This window comes from Lentimicrobiaceae bacterium, from assembly GCA_023227965.1.
Taxonomy (GTDB): domain Bacteria; phylum Bacteroidota; class Bacteroidia; order Bacteroidales; family JALOCA01; genus JALOCA01.
Map to the genome: position 1 here is coordinate 45,709 of JALOCA010000004.1, position 22,310 is coordinate 68,018.

Genomic DNA, 22,310 nt, shown 5'->3' on the forward strand with positions numbered 1-22,310 from the left:
TTTTACGTAAATAATTTTTCATGCTAGAACTTTTTAACCAATTAATCTACATTCTCACCCATATTGATATTGTTTTACGAAATTGGGTGGTTGATTATCAAACATGGACTTACTTAATCCTGTTTACAATTATTTTTTGCGAAACCGGCTTGGTTGTTACCCCATTTTTACCCGGAGATTCGCTTTTGTTTGCAGCCGGAGCAGTAGCTGCAATGCCCGGGAACCCATTAAATATTATATATATTGTTGTTATTTTGGTAATTGCTGCTTTCGCCGGAGATAATTCCAACTATTGGATTGGAAGGTTTTTAGGAGACAAAGTGTATAAAAAAGATTATCGTTTGATAAAAAGGAAATATCTTGACCAAACCCATACTTTTTACGAAAAGCATGGGGTGATAACTATAATTATTGCCCGATTTATGCCCATTATCCGCACTTTTGCACCCTTCGTTGCAGGGGTGGGAAAAATGAAATATCCCCGGTTTTATACTTTCAGTTTTATTGGGAATATAATTTGGGTGAGTCTTTTTAGCATTGCTGGTTATCTCTTTGGGAATTTACCCTCGGTAAAAAGTAATTTTTCCATAGTAATTTTTGCCATTATCGGCATCTCATTACTGCCACCCGTGTTTACTGCGTTGCGTCACAGGTTTCAAAAATAATGGCTCCGAAAATTTTTTCGATTAAAAACTTAATTACTTTTGCGTGTTTTTTCCCAATCAATGGAAAATCGTAAAATCAGGTCCGGTATTTCAAAGTTGTCATTAACAGGGCTTATTGTTACTTTAGGCATTGTATATGGCGACATCGGCACATCGCCCCTTTACGTAATGAAAGCCATTGTAAACGGTGCAAATGCAGGGATTACCCATGATTTTATTCTCGGTGCTATTTCCTGTATTTTCTGGACACTTACACTGCAAACCACTCTAAAATATGTTATTATCACCTTAAGGGCTAACAACAAGGGAGAAGGAGGAATTTTTTCCCTGTATGCCCTGATTCGTAAAAAAAGAAAATGGGTATTTATTCTGGCTATCATCGGGGGTTCTGCTTTATTAGCAGATGGGGTAATCACACCGTCAATTACCGTTGTATCAGCCATAGAAGGATTAAAAATCATTAATCCTCACGTAAATGTTATACCTATTGCGCTTATCATAATTGCACTTCTTTTTATTATTCAGCAGTTTGGTACAAAATTTATCGGAGAATTTTTTGGTCCCATTATGTTTTGCTGGTTTCTGATGCTTAGCATTATAGGTACTATACAAATTTTTAATTATCCTGAAATTATTAAATCATTCAACCCTTATTACGCCTACAAATTGCTTGTACAATATCCTGGGGGGTTTATTTTGCTCGGAGCTGTTTTTCTTTGTACCACAGGTGCCGAGGCTTTGTATTCCGATTTGGGGCATTGTGGTTTAAAAAATATCAGAATTACCTGGGGATACGTAAAAATAAGTCTGTTGCTTAATTATTTAGGGCAGGGTGCCTGGATACTTACCCATACAGATATCCTGATAACCGGCATCAATCCTTTCTACATGATTATGCCTCCCTGGTTTTTAATTTTTGGTGTCATCTTATCCACAGCAGCAGCCATAATAGCCAGCCAGGCACTAATCAGCGGGAGTTATACTATCATAAGCGAAGCTATTTCATTGAATTTCTGGCCAAAGGTTAAAATAAGTTACCCTACTACCATTAAGGGGCAGATGTATATTCCCAGTGTTAACTGGTTCTTATTCCTGGCAGTAATTTTTGTTATTATCTTTTTTAAAGAATCTTCCAATATGGAAGCAGCATACGGTTTGTCAATAACCATCACTATGTTAATGACAACCATGTTGCTATTTTTCTACCTGTCTAAAAAGAAAGCCTCATTTCTTTATGCTATTCCGATTGTACTGGTTTATCTCTCCATTGAAGGTTCTTTCCTTATTGCCAACCTACATAAATTTTCAAGTGGAGGTTGGTTTACCCTGCTTCTTGCCGGTATATTCACGATCGTAATGTTTGTGTGGTTCCGGGGCAGAAATATCAAAAAACGATTCACCGAATTCGTTAAAATCAAAGACTATATTGAAATACTGAAAGACTTGCGTAACGACGAAAGTATTCCAAAATACGCTACCAACCTTGTGTATATTACCCGTGCAAATTACAAAACTGACATTGAGCAAAAAATCATCTATTCCCTTATCAACAAAAAACCTAAACGTGCTGACTGCTACTGGTTTGTACATGTTGATATTCTTGATGAACCACACACGCTTGAATATAAAGTAGATACCATTGTTGCCGATTCCATTATCCGGGTTGATTTCAAAATGGGATTCAAGGTTGTTCCCCGACTGAACCTGTTTTTTAAAAAAGTTATTGAAGAATTGGTGAAAAACGATGAGATAGACGTGGTAAGCCGTTATCCTTCACTTCGTAAATACAATATTCAAAGTGATTTCCGATTTGTAATTATTGACCGTATCCAAAATTATGATTTCGATTTTTCGCCCTTCGATCAGTTTATTATGGATATTTACTCTATCCTGAAACGTGTCGGAATTTCGGAGGTAAAAGCCCTAGGACTCGACACCAGCAATGTGATAGTTGAAAAAGTCCCTCTCATAGTAGAAGAAGTCGAATTATCAAAATTAAAACGTATCAACAACGGGCATACATCTTCTGCTCCCCATTAAAAAATGCAAACTGAAAAATAAAATTACTCTTTTTCAGTTATTTCTGTATTAACATCAGTTTGTTAACAAAAAAAAGGAAATCCTCCATTGTCTGCTTATTCAATTATCTAACTTTACCCAATCAAAAAAATAAAAATCAATGCTTAACGGATTATTACTTCAAATTCCCAGCTCCCCGGTTCAGGGAATGGATACGGTTACCGACACACTGACACAAACAGCACAACAGGTAAGTATGCCTTTAGTACAACAGCCTGTCAGCGAAACCTTAACCCTGCTTGACCTTGTGATAAAAGGCGGACCTATTATGATTCCCATTGCTTTACTTTCATTGATTGCAGTGTATGTTTTCATTGAAAGATACCTTGCCATTAAACGTGCATCTAAGCAGGAATCTAATTTTATGAACAACATCCGCGATTTCATCATGGATGGAAGGATTGATTCTGCCCTTTCTTTCTGCAAAAACAACGATAAACCCGTTGCCCGCATGATTGAAAAAGGAATAAAGCGCATAGGCAGACCACTCAAGGAAATAGAAGAATCTATTGAAATTGTCGGTAAATTTGAAGTGTACAAACTTGAAAAAAACCTTGTCATTTTAGCCATCATCGCCGGGATTGCCCCCATGTTTGGGTTTATAGGAACCATTATCGGGGTAATTAAAATTTTTCATGACATTTCGCTTGCCGGTGATATAAGCATAACAAGCGTTTCATCCGGACTATACACTAAAATGGTATCGAGTGCCGCCGGTCTTATTATCGGTATTTTTGCTTTTGTTTGCTACCATTGGCTGAATATCATGGTAGACAAAATTGTGCAGAAAATGGAACATAATGCTATGGAATTTATTGATTTACTGCAAGAACCCACCAAATGAAACTCCGCAGAAAAAATAATATCAAAGCAGAAGTAGCTACTTCGAGCATGAACGACATCATGTTTTTTCTGATGTTGTTTTTTCTCATCATGTCCACCCTGCTAAATCCCAATGTAATCAGACTTACACTTCCCAGTTCAAAGCATAACCAGGCAATTCATAAAAAGGAAATTGCAGTATCTGTAACTAAGGATTTACAGTATTTTATCAACAACCAGCCTGTTTCTTTCCAAATGTTAGAACCCATATTACAGAAAGAATTGCAAAAATCAGCTGATGCCACCGTGATTTTACGTTGCGATAACAGTTTAAGTGTACAGGACTTAGTAAACATACTCGAAATAGGAAACAAACTGAAAGTAAAAATGATACTTGCAACCAAATCGCCTCAGGGGAGCAATGGATAAACGAAAGGAAACACGTAACAGAATATTTGGCTTCGGAGGAACCCTTATTTTTCATGGGTTACTATTCCTGCTGATGATATGGGTAGCCTTTACTACTCCGATCCCTCCATTTCCTGAAGATGGTGGCGGAGGTACTGGTTTGGGAATAGAAGTTAACCTGGGCAATTCTGAAGAGGGAATGGGCGACGAGCAACCTCAGGAAATTGCCATGCCTAAGTTTAAAGAAACAAAAATTACAGCCGTATCCGAACAAACCACCGTTTCGAAAAATGCGGTAGCCCCTGATGAAAATGTTCTTAGCGAAGAAAATGGCGAAGAAACCTCTTTGAAAACTTCTCCCGATAGAACAAAAGAAAAAATAGCCCAGCCGCAACCAACGGTAAATCCCAATGCTTTATTTAAGAAAAAAGCCAAAACAGGAAATGAAGGAATTACCGGAAACCCGGGCGATCAGGGAAATCCCAATGGCACCCCAAATTCAAAAAACTACTATGGTTCAGGTGGTCAAGGCTCAGGAGGCGGACAAGGCGGAGGTCAGGGAACTGGTGTGGGTACCGGCACCGGAGGTGGCGTTTCATTCGCACTTTCAGGACGCAAATCTAACTATATCCCTGTACCACAAAGCCGTTCGAAAGAGCAAGGTAAAGTAGTGGTTGAAATTACAGTAAACCGCCAGGGTGAAGTTACCCGTGCAAAATCGGGAGCAAGAGGAACAACAACTACAGACCTTACCCTGTGGAAACTTGCCGAACAATCAGCAATTAAGGCGCATTTTGATGCCAAACCCGGTGCCCCGGAAGAACAAAAAGGCACTATTACTTATATTTTTATTACCCGTAACTGATGAACTATCAGCAGGCACTGGATTATATGTTTAGCCAGTTACCTATGTATCACCGCATTGGTGCTGCTGCATACAAAGCCGACCTGAGCAATACCCTGCAGCTATGCAATGCTATCGGGAATCCGCAATCCCGTTTCCGGAGTATTCACATTGCGGGCACCAATGGCAAAGGCTCTGTTTCGCACATGCTTGCTTCTGTTTTGCAAATTCAAGGACTGAAAACCGGACTTTATACCTCTCCCCATCTGAAGGACTTTAGAGAACGTATCCGCATTAACGGAAAAAAAATTTCCAAAAAATCTGTAACCCACTATGTTGACAAATACAAAGAATTGTTTGAAAGCATCCAGCCTTCTTTCTTCGAAATGACCGTCGGGATGGCTTTTGAATGGTTTGCAGAAGAACAGATTGATATAGCCGTAATCGAAACCGGACTGGGAGGAAGGCTTGATTCTACCAATATCATAACTCCCATCGTATCAACAATCACCAATATTGGTTTCGACCATACTCATTTCCTGGGAAATACACTTGAAAAAATTGCCTTCGAAAAAGCAGGAATAATCAAAAAAAATATTCCTACGGTGATTGGAGAAACGCACCCCTCTACCCAGGACATTTTTATCAATAAAGCTAAGGAAACAGGTTCCTCCATATTTTTTGCCGACAAGGAATTTATTACCGGTAATGCTCTTTATGATAAAAAAAATCGTTGCCTGGTTACAGATATTTATTTCCCTGACAACACATTGTATTTAAAATCACTACAATGCGACCTCACAGGGCAGTACCAGTTAAAGAATATTCGTACTGTGTTGCAAACTCTCCGTGTATTAAATGCAAATGGGTGGAAGATTGGGGAAGATTCCATCCGCCGGGGGCTACGAAACGTTAACAAAAATACCGGATTATCAGGGAGGTGGCAGATTCTGCAATCACAGCCTCTTTGCATTTGCGATTGTGCCCATAATCCCGACGGTATGCAAGAAGTCATTTCCCAATTGCAGCTTATGCAGTATGATCACCTCCATTTTGTAATCGGGATGGCGAACGATAAAGATATTGATCATGTTTTGGAAATGTTGCCCCGGAATGCAACATACTATTTTTGCAAAGCCAACATTCCTCGTGGAGCCGATGCTTCCGAACTCGCCGGAAAAGCCGCCGGATTTGGCTTGCATGGCAATATATATTCATCAGTAAAAGAGGCTTATACTTTTGCGCAAAAGGCAGCTTCGATGAAAGACCTTATACTGGTAAGCGGAAGTATTTTTGTAGTTGCCGAAGTAGTTTAATTGCATTCTTTTATATTTCGTATCTTTGCAGCAGCAATCGTTCGATCTGTCGCTCTCCGGTTTTCGGCTGGAGGGAGGAAAGTCAGGACAACACAGAGCACCATACTTCCTAACGGGAAGGTCCCGGTTTTCCGGGAACAGAAAGTGCCACAGAAAATAACCGCCCCGATTAAATCGGGGTAAGGGTGAAAACGTGGGGTAAGAGCCTACGACGTCAGCGGGCGATCGGTGACGGGGGTAAACCTTATGGGTTGAAAGACCAAATATATCCTGAATTTCTGCATTTTGCAGAATCCGGATTGCTCGTCCGGTTTCTTCGGAAGTAAAGGAGGGGTAGGTCGTTAGAGCTGGCAGGCAACTGCCTTCCCAGATAAATGACAGAATAAAACAGAATCCTGCTTACGGAACGATTGCTTTTTTCTTTTTCTATCCAAAGATTTTTATACTAATTGGGTTGTAATCTCCGTTATTTTTCAATAGTTCCCTGTTGAAAAGTTATTGGTTATGTATAATTATCAGTCTCTTTTTTCAAGTATTTTTATCTTTCTTTAGACAGAATCATATGAAAATTAAAACCAGCTTCTTATCATTACTCTTTTTCATTATCCTTTGCAATACAGGAAAAGTTTTTTCCCAAAATACAGCCAGCGAACTGCAGCCCTATGCCGACTATCGGCTGGCAAAAGAAATGTTTTCAGTGCAGAAATTCGGAGCCGCACAGGCACTTTTTGAAAACGTGATGCAATCCATTCCGGATAAAGAGGATGCTATACGTATTGATGCAGAATACTATGCCGCATTTTGTGCACTTGAATTGCTGCACCCCGATGCCGAATACCGGATGATAGAGTTTATTACCTACCATCCCGACAATAATAATACAAAAGTTGCCTATTTTCAACTCGGCAAATTTTATTACAGCCAAAAAGATTTTCAAAAAGCAGTTGCCGCTTTTGAGAAAACCGATATTTTCGAACTGAACAACCGTGACCTCGCGGAATATTATTTTAAACTGGGGTTAAGTTATTTTAAAAGAAATGATTTTGAAAAAGCATTGAAAAATTTTTATGAAATAAAAGATTCGGAAAACCAGTACAGTGCCCCGGCTTTGTATTATTATTCCCACATTTCGTATCTGAATAAAAATTATGAAACCGCTCTTTCGGGTTTTAATAAACTTAAAACCAACGAAACCTTTAAAAATATGGTTCCGTTATATATAGCCCAAATACATTACATCAAAGGCGAATATGATGCGCTTCTGCAGGTTGCCATACCCCTGCTCGAAAATGAAAAAACAAAGAAAATTTTCGACCTTGCCCGCCTGGTTGGAGAATCGTATTACAAAACTGGAAAATATGCCGAATCAATTCCATATCTTGAATTGTATTCCGACCGTACGACGCGTCAGGTAAGCCGTCCTGAGTTTTACCAATTAGCTTTTGCATATTATAAAACAGCAAATTACCCCAAGGCTATTCCGTTTTTTCAGGAAATTGCCAAAGACGAAGACTCCCTCACACAAAATTCGCTTTACCTGTTAGCCGACTGTTACATTAAAACAGGTGAAAAACAATTTGCAAGAAACACATTTGCATCTTTTTTGAAAATGGATTTCTACCCTGAACTCAGGGAAAACGCCCTGTACAATTATGCAAAACTCTCCTACGAATTGTCGAAAAACCCTCTAAATGACGCAATTAATTCTATAAAGCTGTTTATAAGTGAGTTTCCAAAATCGCAGTTTGCAGATGAAATGTACACTTACCTTGTGAATCTTTTCCTTTCGTCGAACAATTACAAAGATGCTTTTGCCTCTCTCGAAAATATCAAAGTGAAAGACGACCGGCTGAAAGAAGCCTACCAAAATATCACATTCAACAGAGGTGTAGAATTGTACAATGACAATAAATTTGAAGAAGCAGTAGCGATGTTTAAAAAATCACTCACTTACAACCTGAACAAAGGGCTTACCGCTTCTGCACGTTACTGGCTGGGCGAAAGTTATTACCGGCTTTCTGACTTCGAACAAGCGTTGTCGAATTACCGCTCGTTTATGTTATTGCCCTCCGCCTATCAATCAAAATACTACAATCTTGCCAATTATAACATCGCTTATATTCAATTAAATAAAAAAAATTATAAAGAAGCTTTAACAGGATTCAGGAAGTTTCTCGTTGCAAAAAGCAAGGAAGAACCAACTGTAATTGCCGATGCACAGTTGCGAACCGCAGATTGTTATTTTGCCAACAAACAATACCTCGAAGCAATCGAATATTACGATAAAGCATTAAACTCATCGGCAAACGATGCCGATTACGCCCTGTACCAGAAAGCCCTTGCCTATGGTGCACAGGGAAAACTGAACCCAAAATCGGCAGCCCTGAGCGAACTGATAAAAAAATACAAAAAATCAGCTTATTATGACGACGCCCTTTATGAGTTAGGAGTTACATCGTTAGTACAAAATAATAATGAACAAGCAATGATTTACTTCAAACGTATCATCAGCGAAACTCCCCGTAGCAATTTTGCCATCAAAGCAAAACTGAAAAACGGAATGATTTATTACAACAACGAACAAAACGACCTTGCCCTGCAAACACTCCGCAACCTTGTTGATACATACCCCAATACCCCGGAAGCCCGCGAAGCACTGGTTACCATTAAAAATATTTATATTGACATGAATCGGGTGGATGACTATTTTGCATTTGCCAAAAACATTCCCTTTGCCAATATTTCCATGGCCGAAGAAGATTCTGCTTCCTATATTGCTGCCGAAAACTTGTACATGAAAGGCGATTGCAACAGCTCTGTTACAGAATTTGGCAACTACCTGTCGAAATTTCCGAACGGTGCATTTATTGTGAATGCTGCTTTTTACAAAGCTGAATGCTTGTATAATAACAATAAAAAAAACGAAGCCTTAACCGGATATAGCCTTGTCGTTTCGCAGCCAGCCAACCGTTTTACCGAAAGTTCCTGGTCCAAAATTGCGGAAATACAATATTCCGATAAAAAATATTCCGATGCGCTTATTGCTTTTAAACGGCTTTACGAATCGGCAGAACAAAACAATATCCGGACGGAGGCTACTGCCGGGCAAATGCGATGTTATTATCGTTTGTCCAACTACGATTCAGTAATGATTACCGCCGATAAATTACTTTCAGCAGAAAAAATTTCTGCATCGTTACAGTCTGAAACACAACTGCTCATTGCCCATTCAGCCTATGCTCTTAAAGACATGGGCAAAGCAACCCGTTCATTTGAAAACACATTGCAACTCTCACAGGGAGAACGGGGTGCCGAAGCAAATTACTATCTGGCTAAAATAGCTTTCGAACAACAAAAGTACCAGGAAGCTGAGAAAAAAGTTTTTGCACTTTCCGAAAACTTTACATCATACGACTTTTGGGTTGCCAGCGGTTTCATTCTGTTGGGTGATATTTATGTACAAACAGGTAATCTTTTTCAGGCGAAACAAACCCTGCAAAGTATTATTGATAATTATGAAGGCGAAGACCTAAAATCTATTGCCAAAGAGAAGCTAAACGCCATTATTAGTAGTGAAAAACCGACAATAAACAATTAAAAACAAGCTAAAAATGAAATCCAACTCCATATATTTTTCCATGCAACGTTCGTTCCGGTTAATAATGATAAACACGGATAAAAACTATTGTAAACAAATTCCGCCCCGGACTTGTAAAACAAATTTCCTTCGGATGAAAACCTGTTTTGCGTTGTTCATTTATACGTTTGGCTTGCATTTCCCCATAACTGCAATGGCGCAAAATGAAGAAATTACCGTGGTGGCTCCTTTTGACCCTACGGTTCCCGAAGCCACAAAAATCAACGGAACTCCATCCATTTACCAGTCAACCCTACAAGCCCCAACCGTCGTTTACTCTATTAGAACCAGCCAGTATCCAACAAATTTCCAGGTTGAGCCTGTTAAACCCCTCAACGTTGCCGGAGAATCGCTACCTGATGTCACAAAAGGATACGTTAAAGCAGGTATAGGAAACTACTGGACACCTTATCTTGAAGCTTTTTACAGCAGCACCCGTAACGAAAAACAGTCTTGGAATATACATTACAAACACCACTCGGTAAACGGAAGCATCAAAGATTACGACAACAGTACATACAGCACTAACTCTCTTTCATTAAACGGCAAACATTTTTTTGAAAACCAGACACAACTTTCAGCAAACCTTGGATTTTCAAGAGATGTACATCACTTTTACGGATATAAGCCCAGTGACTATACCTATTCGTTGTCAAAAAATGACATAAAGCAACGGTTTTCGACTTTTAATGGTACGCTATTGTACCAAAGCAACAATCCTGAACTGGAAAAAGGCAATTATTTTGCCGATTTGCACTTTTTCTCTTTTTCTGATCGCTGGGAAAGCCATGAACTAAACATAGGAACAAATGCAGGAGTGTATAAAAATTACGATGCCTTTCGTTTTGCCGATAAAGAAATTGTAGGAATTAACCTCAATGCTGATTTTTACGATAACGAAGACAGCCTTTTATCTAAACAGAATTCTATCATCCGCATTCAGCCTTACATCAGGGGTGTAATGCAGGGTTTTAATATCCTGATAGGTTTGCAACCCGTAATAGTTTCAGGTTCCGAGAGTAAGTTTTACTTATACCCTAAGGCGGAAGCCAGCATTAACCTGCTCGAAGACCTTCTGATGCTGAGAGCCGGAATTGACGGGAATCTTCAGCAAAACGGACTTCGAAGCCTGACCCAAGAAAATCCTTATTTAAACAATACTTCTGTCCGCAAAAACAGCAACGAAAAATTTCGGATTTTTGCCGGAATCAACAGCAATCCTTCTGCTGAAATTTCACTGCGAGCCGTTATCTCATCATCACGGATATTGGATTACCCATTTTACATCAATGACATCAATTCGTACAACAAGGACACCAATTCGTATGCACAGGCATTTCACAACAAATTCAGTGTGGAATACGACGACATTACCCTGTTCTCTTTTACCGGTGAAGCTTCGTACCATGTCAACTCCTGGATTTCTGCCACTGTAAAAGGCGGGTATTACCATTATTCGATGGATAAACTTGAAAAGCCTTTCCATAGACCCGACTGGGATTTGGTTATGCAAATGCAGTTTAAAACCAGTAAACGTCTTTCCTTTAATAGCCAATTATTTACTGCGGGGAAAAGATACGTAAAAGATTATACAAACGAAACTCGCATTGATCCGGTTACACAAACATCGAGCCTGTATGTGTATGAAAAAATCAAACAATTAGACCCCGTTTTTGATATGAATATCGGGGCACAGTATTCCGTAACTGAGAAAATCAGCGCTTTTTTGCAGTTGAATAACCTCACATCTTCTTCTTATTCCCTATGGAACAACTATCCTGTGAAAGGTTTTAACGTGTTGCTTGGCGCTTCATACAATTTTTAACAGTTTCATTCGTTTTGCATTAGCCAAATTGTTAATAAAATATTTGATTTTGTTAACTTTAAGTGTCAGATGTAAACAAATTTTTTATACATTTGATTACTTTTATTGTGGATGATATATAATTGATTATGAATAATGTGAGAAAGAACTTATCTGCACAGGAAAATTATACTGCAGATAACATTCAGGTATTGGAAGGATTGGAAGCTGTTCGTAAACGCCCTGCCATGTATATTGGTGATGTTAGCGAACGCGGATTGCACCATTTGGTTTATGAAGTAATTGATAATTCGATAGATGAGGCTCTTGTCGGTTATTGCGACCGGATAGAAGTTACAATACTCACAGATAATTCCGTTAAAGTGCTCGACAATGGTCGTGGTATCCCAACCGGAATTCATGAGAAAGAACAACGCTCAGCCCTGGAAGTTGTAATGACGGTGTTGCATGCCGGCGGAAAATTCGATAAAGGCTCGTATAAAGTTTCGGGTGGTTTGCATGGCGTGGGCGTTTCCTGCGTAAATGCCCTTTCCGAACATCTTACAGCAAGGGTTTTCAGGGAAGGAAAAATATTTGTACAGGAATATGCTTATGGAAAACCTTTGTATGATGTAAAAGTTATCGGAGAAACTGATATTAACGGAACTGAAATAACTTTTCATCCCGACAGTAGTATTTTTAATACCACTGTTTACAAATCAGAAATCCTTATTTCGCGTCTGCGCGAACTTGCCTTTCTCAACAAAGGAATCACCCTTACCATTTCCGATGAACGAGAAACCGATGAAAACGGAAATTTCATTTCTGAAACCTTTTATTCAGAAGAAGGACTCAAAGACTTTATTGATTACTTAGACGTAAACCGTGAACGGTTGATGCCCGATCCTATTTGTATTGAAGGGGAAAAGAATGGAATGCCCATGGAAATAGCACTCCAATACAACACTTCCTTTGCCGAAAACCTCCATTCCTACGTTAATAACATCAATACCCACGAAGGGGGAACTCACCTTGCAGGTTTTCGCAGGGCACTAACACGTACGCTGAAAGCCTACGCTGAAAAATCAGGTATGCTTGCCAAATTAAAATTCGACATTAACGGCGATGACTTCCGCGAAGGACTTACTGCCATCATCTCTTTAAAGGTACAGGAACCCCAGTTTGAAGGACAAACAAAAACCAAACTCGGCAACTCGGATGCGATGGGTGCTGTGGATCAGCTTTTAGGCGAGCAGCTCAACTACTACCTGGAAGAACATCCCAAAGAAGCCCGTACCATCGTAAACAAAGTTATTCTTGCTGCTACTGCCCGCCATGCCGCACGGAAAGCCCGCGAACTGGTACAGCGCAAAGGAGTTCTTTCTGGCTCAGGATTACCAGGGAAATTAGCCGACTGCAGCGAACGCGACCCTATTCAATGCGAAATTTTTCTCGTGGAAGGAGATTCGGCAGGCGGAACTGCCAAACAAGGACGCGACCGCCGTTTCCAGGCAATTTTACCACTCAGAGGTAAAATTCTGAACGTGGAAAAGGCAATGCAACACAGAATTTTTGAAAACGAAGAAATCAAAAATATGTTTACTGCACTCGGCATTTCCATTGGAACCGAAGAAGACACTAAAGCCCTCAATATGGACAAGCTTCGTTATCATAAAATTGTGATTATGACCGATGCCGACGTAGATGGTAGCCATATTGCCACACTTCTTCTTACTTTCTTCTTCCGCCACATGAAAGAAATGATTGAAGAAGGCTATATTTACATTGCTACCCCGCCACTTTACCTGATTAAAAAAGGCAATTCCGAAAAATACTGCTGGACAGAAGAACAACGGCTCGAATTGGTAAAACAATTTTCAGACAATGGCAGTGATAAAGGAATTCATATCCAACGGTATAAAGGTCTGGGCGAAATGAATGCCGAACAGTTGTGGGATACCACCATGAACCCGCAATTCCGTACACTTCGCCAAGTAACTATTGAAAATGCTGCCGAAGCCGACCGTGTTTTTTCAATGCTGATGGGCGATGAAGTACCACCCCGCCGCGAATTCATCGAGAAAAACGCCAAATATGCCAATATTGATGTATAGCTACATGTAGAAAATGTTGCAGCCATCATGAATAAAGCTATTTAGATATATCAAACCTAAACTTTCCAAGCCCGATTAAATCGGGGGAAAGAGTTAAAAATATAAAAAAACTCTTCCCATAAAAACCTTTTCCAGGTACTTCGTACGCTGGAAGGTTAAAATAATACGGTTTTAATTTTTTCTTCTGATATTTGTTTTTTAATAATTTTGATGAAATATCCATAAGGGCTATGCTCATACCAACCGAGGATGATATTTTATGGATATTCCCCCGAGAAATCGGGGCAGGCTATGTGACCAATGAATTAAGAAATTAATAACACATGAAAAATTAGAAAACATGCCCGAATTTTTTTACCAATGCGTCAATTGCGGAAAAGAATATCCTGCCGGCGGTGTCCGTTACCTTTGTCCATCCTGCGAAAGCGGCAATACTCCGGATGCTCCGCCCAGAGGAGTGCTGAAAACGGTTTACGATTACAATAAACTCCGCAAAAATGTTGCGCCGGGTGAGCTTTTTAAAAACTTATCTCAAAATGGTTTTCTTGATATACTGCCGGTAAATTCACTGGAAAGCTTCGGCCCGCTGAAAGTTGGAAATACTCCGGCTTATCATTGGCAGCAAAAGAGCAGAAACGGTACGCATCAGCTTATTCTGAAGGACGATTCGCATAATCCTACATTTTCGTTTAAGGACAGGGCATCGGCATTGGTTTCGGCTTTTGCCAAAGAAAATCAAATCAATACCATCGTTGCTGCCTCCACCGGTAATGCCGGCTCTTCGCTGGCAGGCATCTGTGCTTCGCAGGGGCAAAAAGCGGTGATTTTTGTTCCGGCAACGGCGCCTAAAGCTAAGTTATTGCAGATAATGCTGTACGGTGCAACCATCGTCCCGGTGGATGGAAATTATGATGCAGCTTTCGATCTCAGCCTGCAAGCCACAAAGGAATACGGACTCTACAACCGGAATACGGCTTACAATCCGATTACCATTGAAGGAAAAAAGACGGCTACCTTTGAACTCTTCCGTCAGTGCGGGATGCAGGTACCGGATATGATTTTTGTTTCTGTTGGCGATGGCGTCATCCTTTCCGGGGTTTACAAAGGCTTTGAAGATCTGCTGATGCTTGGCATTATCGAAAAGATGCCACGGATTGTTGCCGTGCAGGCAGAAGAAAGTAACAGCATCATCCGCAACCTCCATTCTGAAACTTTTAAACCATCTTCCGCACAAACCATAGCCGACTCCATTTCGGTGGTCATTCCCCGGAATTTCTACATGGCAAAGGATTTTCTGCTGAAATATAATGGAGAAGGCATTGCCGTGCCTGATGATGCCATTCTGAATGCTTCTCTGAAGCTGACACGGAATTTTGGAATCTTTACCGAACCTGCCGGTGCGGCCGCTTTTGCAGGATATCTGAAATATTGTGAAACAAATCCGCCGGAAAACGACAGCAAGATTGCTGTTCTGCTTACCGGAAGCGGACTGAAGGATTTGAATGCTGTTTCATCGCTGGTTACTTTGCCGGAAACGGTTAAAAATGGTGAATTTGTTTACAAAGATGTTTAATTTTTTTTGTTTATGACTTTTCATTGCCGGAATATCTTATTGATAATTTTTTTTTCATTTTTACTTAATGGGACATTAAAAAGCCAGGTAAGCGGTTATGTTTTTGATATTACAGATAACATTCCCGTCGAAAATGTAAATATCGTTGTAAAAGGAGCAAATACAGGCACTTCAACCAATGCAAAAGGATACTTTCGGCTTAACATTGATAATAACAAAGCTGTCCTAATTTTTTCCCATTTATCATTCCAGACAGATACCATCAGTCTTCTAAATGCAACGTTTTCAAAGCCCGCTGCTGTTTTTTTGATGCCTAAAATGACCCATCTGCAGGAAGCTACGATTACTTCAAAAAAAATTAAGAGAGATTTATTCTGGGTAAGCGATTACATCTTTATCGAAAAAAATATTTTGGTTCTTGGAAACGATCTTTATAAAAATGTTTATAAATTAATTTTGCTTCGCAGTTTAAACGATACCATTACAAGTCTTTATTTGTCATCTTCTTTTAAACCAAGAGGCTTATTTATTGATTGTATGGGTGGTTATCAATTGATTGGAAGAGATTCTGTATTCCAAATAAATATTGACTCATTAGGAATATCTTTTCCATTCAGTGTAAGCATTGACAAATTTAATGATGCCGTATCGGATTGCATGTTTGACATAAAAGATTATCTTATTTTTAAAACAAAAACTTCTAATGAATATCTGCAAGAATATTACGGGGTGAATAAGCATGATAATGTATCAAAAATTTTTATTACTTCGAATGAAAAACGAAAGGCAAAAGAAGCAAGTGATTATATATCATGGCTGATTAAAAATAATGCAGTAGGGATGTCCGATATTTCTGCAAGAATCCGGTTTGAAAAAACTATTATGTACCCTCCGTCGTATCTTGCACTAAGTAAAATAGATAATAAAATTTATTTTTTTAATCATGCATCCGGGAATATTGAAGTGTATTCCGAAGATTTAAGCCTAATTAATAGTATTTCTATTTCTTATATAAATAAAAAAAATTGGGTTCACCGGATTATAACAGATAAATACAGAAATAAGGCTTATACTATCTTTTCAAAAAATGCAGAATGTCAAGTTGCAGAAATTGATTTAGCAGACGGGCAATTGAAAAATATTATAAAGATTCCATTTTCTTTTCCGCAGAACATACAAATAAATGATGGATGCATTTATTTCCTTTATCATGACTTTCATAATGAAAATAAAAAGAATACATTATTTGGCATAAAAATAAAAGAATAACCAACGGATGAAAGGCATTTATAAATACGCTTTAATTGTAATTGCTTCAATGCTTATATATCTGAACATTCAGGCACAAACCCAAAAACCAGTTCATGGTGTTGTTCTTGATTCAATTACTCGCCAACCTATTTCTAATGTAAATATTTCTGTTGATAAATTTTCCGGAACGATTTCTGACGGTTTTGGCAGATTTCAGTTAATTATTAAAAAGAAAGATAAGTCAGCAGTTTTTTCGCATGTAAATTATTTATCTAAAGAAGTGACTTTTTCGCAAGTAAAAACTATATTAGATACAGTGTTTTTAATACCAAAAATTGTCGAACTTCCTATCTTTGAGATTTCAACTAAAAATTCTTTTTCCGGGAAGCAAACGGAAACTATTATAGATTATACTATTACGAATGACCTTATTGTTTTATTATTACAAGTCAATGGCAAGACGGCTCTTGAATTCCATGAATTATACAATCCGGTAAAAGCCATTTTTAGACAATTTATACCTTTCAAATCAGATAGATTTTACACCGATTTGTTTTATCAGGTACATCTGATAGCGGATGATTCCGTGAGGCAATTGCGTATAGACGAAAACAGAAATATCTCTTTCTACTCTGCAGTTTCCAGAAAATATTTTGATCAGGTTTTAGGTAATACGTTAGCCGCTACTTCTGAAAATATTATTACGATGGAATACAATACTTTTTTGCAGCAATATAACTATTATTTAATTGGTATTGATTCCAGTTATCAGCAATGTTTCTTTAAAATTTATGATCAGAAAAAACAAAAGGAGATTGCACAAAGATATGGGGAATTTTCTAATGCACAAAGCACATATAATAGTTTATTAGAATATTACAACGTAACTCCGGAAATGTCGGAATCTCCACATGCACGAAAAGTATCTCTGGATTTATTTAAAAAGACAGCAGCTTTTCAAAACATATCAAAGTCATCTTATAATCCGTTATTTGTTAAAAATGATAGCATTTTTGCATTCGATTTAGTTAATCACCAACTTCATATTTTTGGTAAAACAGGGCAGGAGTTAAAAACACTAATGATTGACTTTTGCCTTGAACAAGGTTTTTGCAGAGTTTTGCAAGCATATCAAAGTGGCGATTTTTATTGCTATAAAATGGTAAATGGAATCGGTTACATCAGTAAGATTGATACAAAAACCGGAAAGGCATTGAATTATATTACGCTTGAAAACGCATTGTTTCCGGAGAAAATTCAAATAGAAAATAATACCGTTTTCTGTATTGCAAAAAGTTCATTTACATTCCCTAAAAAATTGTTTTGGTTTAAATATACCCTTTAAATTTGTAAACGTTATGACTGCAATCAGATTTATATTAAATGGTTTACCGGTTACCTTTTCCGGCGATCCGCAGCTTAGGTTGCTGAAATATCTCCGGAACAAGCAGCACATCACTTCGGTGAAGGACGGTTGCAACGCTCAGGCGGCTTGCGGTGCCTGCATGGTGGAAATCAATGGTGAAGCAAAACTTTCCTGCGTTACGCCCATGCAAAAGCTGGAAGGTGCAGTGGTGAATACCCTCGAAGGTTTGCCAGAGGAAGTTCGGGATGTACTTGCCAAAGCTTTTGTGGAAAAAGGCGCCGTGCAATGTGGCTTTTGCACCCCCGGCTTTCTGATGCGTACCCATGTGCTTTTGCAGAAAAATTCATCCCCGACAAGGGAAGAAATTCGGCAGGCGCTCACGCTAAATCTTTGTCGTTGCACGGGTTATGTAAAAATTATAGATGCCATTGAACAGGCGGCAAAAGCTTTTCGCGAAAGAACCGGGATTGAATATTCAGAACTTACTGGAGAAGTGGGAACTTCTTATCCAAAATACCAGGCTTACCAAACGGCTTTGGGAAAACGTCCGTTTGTCAACGACCTGCATTTTGATGGTATGCTTTACGGAGCATTACGGTTTAGCGATCATCCTAAAGCTAAGATTTTAAAAATAGATCATGCTGAAGCGGAAAAGCTTCCGGGTGTTGTAAAAATATTCACTGCCAAAGATATTCCGGGTAACCGTTTTACAGGTTTGATTTTTCCCGACTGGCCGCTGATGATAAAAACCGGCGAAACTACCCGCTACATTGGTGATGTGCTTGCCGGTGTGGTTGCCGATTTGGAAGAAGCTGCCCGTAAGGCAGCAAGTCTTATTAAAATAGATTATGAGATACTTACGCCTGTTACCGATCCAATGGAAGCATTGAAAGAAGATGCTCCTCAGGTGCATCCCGACAGGAATAATCTTTTAGAAAACTGCAGGGTTTACCGCGGAGGAGATGCTGAAGAGATTTTGGAAAAATCAGATTTTGTTGCCAAGGGTTTTTATCAGACACAACGGATAGAACATGCTTTTCTGGAAACAGAAACGGCCATTGCCTTGCCTGAAAATGATGGTATTCATTTGTATTCTAACGGGCAGGGAATTTATGAAGACCGACGGCAGGTTGCCAATTTGCTTAACCTTACGGCAGAAGAGGTAAGGGTAACGCTGGTTTCTACCGGCGGAGGTTTTGGCGGAAAAGAAGACATGACGGTTCAGGGATTTGCCGCGCTTTTTGCCTGGCATATGAAAAGACCTGTAAAAGTCAGGCTCACGCGCGAAGAATCCATCCGGATGCATCCTAAACGGCATCCTGTGTTTATGGATATTGCTGTTGGCTGCGATAAAAACGGCAAACTTACAGCTATCCGTTTGAAAGCGGTGGGCGATACCGGCGCCTATGCTTCGGTAGGAAATAAGGTGATGGAACGCGTTGCCGGACATGCCACCGGCGCTTACCATTTCCCTTGCGTAAATCTTGAATCGCTGACTGTTTATACCAACAATATTCCGAGCGGAGCCATGCGCGGCTTCGGTGCCAACCAGGTTTGCTTTGCACTGGAAGGTTGTATAGATGAACTTTGTAAGATGGGTGGCTTCGACCGCTGGCAGTTCCGTTACGATAATGCGTTGGATGAAGGCGGGATGACCGCTACCGGGCAGGTTTTGAAAAAAGGAGTTGGCGTCCGTCAATGCCTGCTTGCCGTAAAACCTTTTTACGACAAGGCAAAAATAAAAGGGCTCGCCTGTGGCATCAAAAATTCAGGAGTGGGCAATGGCATGGCTGATTTTAGTGATGTGATTATCGAGATATATTCCGGCAAACGGGTCGTTTTGCACCATGGCTGGACGGAAATGGGGCAGGGGGTGCACAATATGGCTATCCAAACCCTGCATCAGGAAACCGGCATTCCGCCCGAATGCGTGGAAGTGATTGTTGACACCAAAGCCGGGATCACTACCGGGATGACAACTTCTTCGCGGGCGACCGCCTTGCTGGGCAATGCCATCCTCGATGCGGCGAAAGCCATCCGTAAAGATTTGGAAAACCACCCGCTGGAAGAACTTTCGGGCAAGGTTTACAAAGGAAATTATACCTGCGACTGGACTACCAAGCCGGGAGCGGAGGTTGAAGAAGTAATTACACATTTTGCCTATGGCTATGCCGCCCAGTTGGTAGAGATGAATGAGAAAGGTGAAATCACCACGGTGTATGCTGCCCACGATGCAGGGAAAATTATGAATCCGCAGATGTTTGAAGGACAGGTGGAAGGTGCTGTTCACATGGGATTAGGTTATGCTCTTTCCGAGGAGCTTCCGATGAAAGATGGCTATCTCGTTTCGGATAAAATCAAAGATTTACAAATCATCAAACCTAAAGATATGCCGGAAATTGTGGTGCTTGGCGTGGAAGTGGAAGATCCTGTGGGACCATACGGAGCCAAAGGTTTGGGTGAAATCGGGCTGGTCCCTACCGCCGCCGCCGTTGCCAACGCTTTCTGCGATTTCGATGGCAAACGTCGTTATTCATTACCTTTAAAAAGAAAATAATATGGCTGTAATACTTAAAAATGCCACCTTTATCCATTGGCAGACTCTCGAATTCAGGCAAGTCAACATCCGCATAAGCGAAAATGATGGCATCGAGTTTCTTTCTGCCATCCCGCAGGACGGCAAAGAGGAAATTCTTGATTGTACCGGAAAGTTAGTAACCAAATCTTTTGCCTGTGGGCATCATCATGTATATTCGGCTTTGTCGAGAGGCATGCCCGCACCGGAAAAGCCGCCGGAGAACTTTTATGAGATACTGAAATATGTCTGGTGGACGCTGGACAAATGCCTTGATAAAGACATGATAGAAGCAAGTGCGCTGGCTACGGCTGTGGCTTGCGCCAAAAACGGGGTAACTTTTGCCATCGATCATCATGCTTCGCCTTTTGCCGTGGAAGGCTCGCTGGAAACCATTGCCAAAGCTTTCGATAAAGTGGGCGTTGGGCACCTGCTCTGTTACGAAATCAGCGACCGCGATGGTATTGCCATTGCCATGAAAGGTTTGGAGGAAACGGAAAATTATCTGAAGAAAAACCAGGGACTGGTGGGATTGCATGCTTCTTTTACCGTTTCGGAAGAAACGCTGGCAGAGGCTATATCTCTTTCCGGCAGGATGAATTCTGGCATTCACATCCATGTGGCGGAAGGAGAATATGATCAGCAACATTGCCTGAATACCTATGGGAAAAGGGTCGTAAATCGTTTGAAAGACGCAGGCGCATTAGAAAGTCCAAAAACCATCTTTGGTCATTGTCTGCATATTGACGAAACCGAAAGAAAAATTCTCCGGAATTCCCCGGTCTGGGTGGTTCAAAATCCGGAAAGCAACCTGAACAATAATGTAGGATACTTTAATTCCAGAGGACTGAGCGAAAATATTATGCTGGGAACCGATGGGATGCACAGCGACATGCTTCGCAGCGCCAAAGCGGCTTTTTACATCGGACAGGGATTCGACAGCATTGACTATCCGGGGATGTACCGCCGTTTCCGCAACGTGCATAAATACCTCTCTTTAAACCATTTTTCCGGCGACGGGGACAACAACTTAGTGGTACTCGATTATGATTCGCCAACGGAAATAAACGCTTCCAACTTTCTGGGACATTTCCTGTTCGGCTTGGAAACCAGACACGTGCAACATGTAATTTCCAACGGAAAACTAATTGTAAAGGACAAAAAAATCATCACGGTAAACGAAGAGGAGATTCTGAGGTTTTCAAAAGAAGAAGGGAAGAGGCTTTGGGGAAAAATGATGGAACGGAGGGTATAATTACGAATTACGAATTATGAATTACGAATTAAATTTTGATTGAAAGTTATAAACCATATAAGTCATGTCAGAGTCCATTTAATGCTGAAAGAATTTCCGTAATTGATAATTGATTTTCCGTAATTCGTAATTCGTAATTGTTAACTGATTTCCCGTAATTCGTAATTTGTAATTCGTAATTGTTAATTGATAATTGATTTGAGTATGAAGAGTGATAATGTAATACAAAAGAAAAGTTTTGATTTTGCAATACAAATTATCAATGCATATAAGTTTCTATCTAACGAAAAACATGAATTTGTGATGTCAAAACAACTTTTACGATGTGGAACATCCGTTGGTGCAAATATAGAAGAAGCGATTGGTGCTCAATCAAAGGCTGATTTTATTTCCAAGCTTTCCATTGCCTACAAAGAAGCAAGAGAAACAATCTATTGGATAAAATTATTACAGGCGACTGATTATCTTGATAACGAAAAGTCCACTGGCTTACTAAACCAATCAGAAGAAATTTGTAAAATAATTGGGAAAATCCAGATCACTTCTAAATCCCAAAAAACGTAATTCGTAATTCGTAATTTGTAATTCGTAATTGTTAATT

General features: G+C 39.8%; 16 protein-coding genes and 1 other RNA gene. 16 read left to right on the plus strand and 1 reads right to left on the minus strand.

Annotation, left to right across the window (positions count from 1 at the left end):
- The first annotated feature begins 20 nt into the window (after positions 1 to 20).
- From M0R21_02365 to gyrB, 10 genes are all read left to right on the plus strand, one after another.
- Entirely contained in the window at positions 21 to 665 is a 645-nt protein-coding gene (locus M0R21_02365; GenBank protein MCK9616656.1) for a DedA family protein, read from the plus strand.
- Between the two features lie 60 nt (positions 666 to 725).
- Positions 726 to 2,705, plus strand: coding sequence for a KUP/HAK/KT family potassium transporter (locus tag M0R21_02370; GenBank protein MCK9616657.1), 1,980 nt, complete (start codon positions 726 to 728; stop codon positions 2,703 to 2,705).
- A 139-nt stretch (positions 2,706 to 2,844) separates the two neighbouring features.
- The gene (locus M0R21_02375) at positions 2,845 to 3,588 is read left to right on the plus strand and encodes a MotA/TolQ/ExbB proton channel family protein (protein MCK9616658.1); all 744 of its coding nucleotides are present in this window, start codon (positions 2,845 to 2,847) and stop codon (positions 3,586 to 3,588) included.
- The gene (locus M0R21_02380; GenBank protein MCK9616659.1) at positions 3,585 to 3,995 is read left to right on the plus strand and encodes a biopolymer transporter ExbD; all 411 of its coding nucleotides are present in this window, start codon (positions 3,585 to 3,587) and stop codon (positions 3,993 to 3,995) included. The genes M0R21_02375 and M0R21_02380 overlap by 4 nt, the downstream gene beginning before the upstream one ends.
- Positions 3,988 to 4,839, plus strand: a complete 852-nt coding sequence (locus M0R21_02385) for a hypothetical protein (GenBank protein MCK9616660.1) — start codon at positions 3,988 to 3,990, stop codon at positions 4,837 to 4,839. Before M0R21_02380 ends, M0R21_02385 begins: the two co-directional genes overlap by 8 nt.
- Positions 4,839 to 6,134, plus strand: a complete 1,296-nt coding sequence (locus M0R21_02390; protein ID MCK9616661.1) for a bifunctional folylpolyglutamate synthase/dihydrofolate synthase — start codon at positions 4,839 to 4,841, stop codon at positions 6,132 to 6,134. The genes M0R21_02385 and M0R21_02390 overlap by 1 nt, the downstream gene beginning before the upstream one ends.
- A 33-nt stretch (positions 6,135 to 6,167) precedes the next feature.
- Positions 6,168 to 6,552, plus strand: an RNA gene (gene rnpB / locus M0R21_02395) — RNase P RNA component class A.
- 144 nt (positions 6,553 to 6,696) lie between these two features.
- Positions 6,697 to 9,732 (plus strand): tetratricopeptide repeat protein, encoded by a 3,036-nt coding sequence (locus M0R21_02400; protein ID MCK9616662.1) that lies wholly within the window; start codon positions 6,697 to 6,699, stop codon positions 9,730 to 9,732.
- 133 nt (positions 9,733 to 9,865) lie between these two features.
- Positions 9,866 to 11,596, plus strand: a complete 1,731-nt coding sequence (locus M0R21_02405) for a hypothetical protein (protein MCK9616663.1) — start codon at positions 9,866 to 9,868, stop codon at positions 11,594 to 11,596.
- Positions 11,597 to 11,724: 128 nt separating this feature from the next.
- Entirely contained in the window at positions 11,725 to 13,689 is a 1,965-nt protein-coding gene (gene gyrB, locus M0R21_02410) for a DNA topoisomerase (ATP-hydrolyzing) subunit B (protein MCK9616664.1), read from the plus strand.
- 37 nt (positions 13,690 to 13,726) lie between these two features.
- On the opposite strand, the gene M0R21_02415 is transcribed toward gyrB, so the two are convergent.
- The gene (locus M0R21_02415) at positions 13,727 to 13,927 is read right to left on the minus strand and encodes a hypothetical protein (protein ID MCK9616665.1); all 201 of its coding nucleotides are present in this window, start codon (positions 13,925 to 13,927) and stop codon (positions 13,727 to 13,729) included.
- A gap of 102 nt (positions 13,928 to 14,029) precedes the next feature.
- Here M0R21_02415 and thrC point away from each other — a divergent pair, with 102 nt between their 5' ends.
- From thrC to M0R21_02445, 6 genes are all read left to right on the plus strand, one after another.
- Positions 14,030 to 15,262 (plus strand): threonine synthase, encoded by a 1,233-nt coding sequence (gene thrC, locus M0R21_02420; protein ID MCK9616666.1) that lies wholly within the window; start codon positions 14,030 to 14,032, stop codon positions 15,260 to 15,262.
- A gap of 12 nt (positions 15,263 to 15,274) precedes the next feature.
- The gene (locus M0R21_02425) at positions 15,275 to 16,531 is read left to right on the plus strand and encodes a carboxypeptidase-like regulatory domain-containing protein (GenBank protein ID MCK9616667.1); all 1,257 of its coding nucleotides are present in this window, start codon (positions 15,275 to 15,277) and stop codon (positions 16,529 to 16,531) included.
- Positions 16,532 to 16,538: 7 nt separating this feature from the next.
- Positions 16,539 to 17,858, plus strand: a complete 1,320-nt coding sequence (locus M0R21_02430) for a carboxypeptidase-like regulatory domain-containing protein (protein ID MCK9616668.1) — start codon at positions 16,539 to 16,541, stop codon at positions 17,856 to 17,858.
- A 13-nt stretch (positions 17,859 to 17,871) separates the two neighbouring features.
- On the plus strand, positions 17,872 to 20,436 hold the full coding sequence (xdh, locus tag M0R21_02435; protein ID MCK9616669.1) for a selenium-dependent xanthine dehydrogenase: 2,565 nt from the start codon (positions 17,872 to 17,874) through the stop codon (positions 20,434 to 20,436).
- A gap of 1 nt (position 20,437) precedes the next feature.
- Positions 20,438 to 21,709, plus strand: coding sequence for an amidohydrolase family protein (locus M0R21_02440; GenBank protein ID MCK9616670.1), 1,272 nt, complete (start codon positions 20,438 to 20,440; stop codon positions 21,707 to 21,709).
- Positions 21,710 to 21,913: 204 nt separating this feature from the next.
- The gene (locus M0R21_02445) at positions 21,914 to 22,273 is read left to right on the plus strand and encodes a four helix bundle protein (protein ID MCK9616671.1); all 360 of its coding nucleotides are present in this window, start codon (positions 21,914 to 21,916) and stop codon (positions 22,271 to 22,273) included.
- The last annotated feature ends 37 nt before the right edge of the window (positions 22,274 to 22,310 follow it).

Coding starts and splice junctions, on each gene's coding strand:
- M0R21_02400 (MCK9616662.1), top strand. CDS start 6,697: ATGAAAATTAAAACCAGCTTCTTATCATTACTCTTTTTCATTATCCTT.
- M0R21_02375 (MCK9616658.1), top strand. CDS start 2,845: ATGCTTAACGGATTATTACTTCAAATTCCCAGCTCCCCGGTTCAGGGA.
- xdh (MCK9616669.1), top strand. CDS start 17,872: ATGACTGCAATCAGATTTATATTAAATGGTTTACCGGTTACCTTTTCC.
- M0R21_02370 (MCK9616657.1), top strand. CDS start 726: ATGGAAAATCGTAAAATCAGGTCCGGTATTTCAAAGTTGTCATTAACA.
- gyrB (MCK9616664.1), top strand. CDS start 11,725: ATGAATAATGTGAGAAAGAACTTATCTGCACAGGAAAATTATACTGCA.
- M0R21_02390 (MCK9616661.1), top strand. CDS start 4,839: ATGAACTATCAGCAGGCACTGGATTATATGTTTAGCCAGTTACCTATG.
- M0R21_02445 (MCK9616671.1), top strand. CDS start 21,914: ATGAAGAGTGATAATGTAATACAAAAGAAAAGTTTTGATTTTGCAATA.
- M0R21_02425 (MCK9616667.1), top strand. CDS start 15,275: ATGACTTTTCATTGCCGGAATATCTTATTGATAATTTTTTTTTCATTT.
- M0R21_02385 (MCK9616660.1), top strand. CDS start 3,988: ATGGATAAACGAAAGGAAACACGTAACAGAATATTTGGCTTCGGAGGA.
- M0R21_02405 (MCK9616663.1), top strand. CDS start 9,866: ATGAAAACCTGTTTTGCGTTGTTCATTTATACGTTTGGCTTGCATTTC.
- M0R21_02380 (MCK9616659.1), top strand. CDS start 3,585: ATGAAACTCCGCAGAAAAAATAATATCAAAGCAGAAGTAGCTACTTCG.
- M0R21_02440 (MCK9616670.1), top strand. CDS start 20,438: ATGGCTGTAATACTTAAAAATGCCACCTTTATCCATTGGCAGACTCTC.
- M0R21_02430 (MCK9616668.1), top strand. CDS start 16,539: ATGAAAGGCATTTATAAATACGCTTTAATTGTAATTGCTTCAATGCTT.
- M0R21_02415 (MCK9616665.1), bottom strand. CDS start 13,927: ATGAGCATAGCCCTTATGGATATTTCATCAAAATTATTAAAAAACAAA.
- thrC (MCK9616666.1), top strand. CDS start 14,030: ATGCCCGAATTTTTTTACCAATGCGTCAATTGCGGAAAAGAATATCCT.
- M0R21_02365 (MCK9616656.1), top strand. CDS start 21: ATGCTAGAACTTTTTAACCAATTAATCTACATTCTCACCCATATTGAT.